Source organism: Mycobacterium gordonae (genome assembly GCF_001417955.2).
Lineage (GTDB): Bacteria > Actinomycetota > Actinomycetes > Mycobacteriales > Mycobacteriaceae > Mycobacterium > Mycobacterium gordonae_B.
The window spans coordinates 1-2060 of record NZ_LKTM01000158.1 but is presented as its reverse complement, the minus strand read 5'-3'; the positions used below and the strand labels follow the sequence as shown (position 1 = coordinate 2060).

Here is a 2060-nt window from a genome sequence, read left to right as displayed (position 1 = left end):
GGCGGCCAAGGCGGGACCGGTGGCGTCGGCGGCACCAACAATCACGTCCGCAGCACCGCCGGCATGGGCGGCGCCGGTGGCCAGGGTGGACAGGGCGCGGCCGACATCGGTGGCGGCGCCGGCAACGGCGGTGCGGGTGGTGCCGGTGGTGCCGGTGGGCTCGACGCGAGCGGCGGCGGCGCGGGCGGTACCGCAGGGGACGGAGGCGCCGGTGGAACGGGCGGCGCGGGCACGGTAGGCACGGCGCCGGGTACCGCGGGTTCGGTGGGCGGCCGTGGCGGCGCGGGCGGCGCCGGTGGCCAGGGTGGCAGCGGCAGTGCCTTCAACGGTGACGGCGGGGCGGGCGGCGCCGGTGGTCGAGGCGGCACCGGCGGTGCCGGTTACGCCGACGACGGCAGCAACGACGCCGGCGACGGCGGCGCGGGCGGGGCCGGTGGGACCGGCGGCACGGCCGGAGCGGTCGGCGCCGGGGCCGGGTTGTCCGGCAACGCCGGCGCCGCCGGTACCGGGGGTCAGGGCGGTCAGGGTGGACGGGGCGGCGTGTCCGCCGCCGCTGGGACGGCCGGCGACGGCGGCATAGGCGGAGCCGGAGGCGCGGGCGGAAGCGGTGCCGACGGTCTGACCGGCACCGGCAAGAACGGCAGCACCGGCGGCCAGGGCGGTCAGGGTGGCCAGGGTGGCAACGCAGGCGGTTCGAGCGGTGCCAACGGCAGCGGTGGAGCCGGCGGCACAGGCGGCCAGGGCGGTGTCGGCGGCTCGGGTACCGCCGACACCGGCCTGGGCGGCGGTGACGGTGGTCGGGGCGGTGACGGCGGAAATGGCGGTATCGGCGGTGCGGTGGGCGCCGGAGGCACCGGCGGTACCGTCGGCGCCGCGGGAACCGGCGGTGGCGGAGGCGCCGGCGGCAACGGTGCCGGCAATGTCACCGCCGGAATGGCCGGCGGCGATGGCGGCGCCGGCGGCCAGGGCGGGCAGGGTGCGACGGGCACCACCCCTGCGATCGGTGGCACGGGTGGCGCCGGCGGCACCGGCGGAGCCGACCTCAGCGGCAGCGGCACCGGCGGCACCGGCGGGGCCGGCGGAACCGGTGGCCAGGGCGGCACCGGAGCTGACAACAGCAGAACTGATGGCTTCGGCTCCACTGGCGGCCAGGGCGGCGTCGGCGGCGCCGGCGGCCAGGGTGGAAACGCCGTCACCGGCGGCACCAACGGCGCCGGCGGCGCGGGTGGTCAGGGCGGAACGGGCGGCACGGCCGGACAGGGCACCGCCGCAGACGGCAGCGGCAGGGGCGGTGTCGGTGGCGGCGGAGGCACCGGTGGTGTCGGCGGGACGGCGGGTACCGGTGCCGGTGCTGTCGGAGCAGCGGGCGTCGGCGGCCAAGGCGGTACCGGCGGGGTCGGTGGCACCGGCGAGTACAGCAGCGGCACCGGCGGTCAGGGCGGTATCGGTGGTCAGGGCGGTCTCGACACCGGTCTCGGCGGCGGCACCGGCGGCAAGGGCGGTACCGGTGGCCAGGGCGGGGAAAACGTGGGCAGCGGCGCAGGTGCGGGCGGCAAGGGCGGCACCGGAGGACAGGGTGGCGCCGACACCCGAGGTGGCGCCGGTACGGGCGGCCAGGGCGGTACCGGAGGAGCTGCCGGCGCCAACCCCAACAACTACGCCGGCGGTGGCGACGGCGGTGACGGCGGCACCGGTGGTCGCGGCGGCGACGGCGCAGCCGGGAGCAGGCACACCGGCGGCACCGGAGGAGCGGGTGGACAGGGCGGCACCGGTGCCAACGACTTCTCCGGAGGCGACGGCGGCGCCGGTGGCCAGGGCGGAACCGGCGGAAGCGCCGGGGATCACCTCAACGGCGGCACCGGTGGTACCGGCGGCCAGGGCGGTGTCGGCGTGCAAGGCGGTGCAGCCGGCACCGGCGGTAAGGGCGGTACCGGCGGCGCCGGCGGCTTGAACGCCAGATTCGGCGACCCGGTCGGCAAGGGCGGCCAGGGCGGAACCGGCGGAAGCGCCGGGGATCACCTCAACGGCGGCACCGGTGGTACCGGCGGCCAGGGCGGTGT

1 pseudogene is annotated in these 2060 nt (G+C 79.0%); it reads left to right on the top strand.

Annotated features, from left to right (window positions below):
• Positions 1-2060: pseudogene (locus tag AO501_RS38015) on the top strand (PE family protein); the annotation flags it as partial.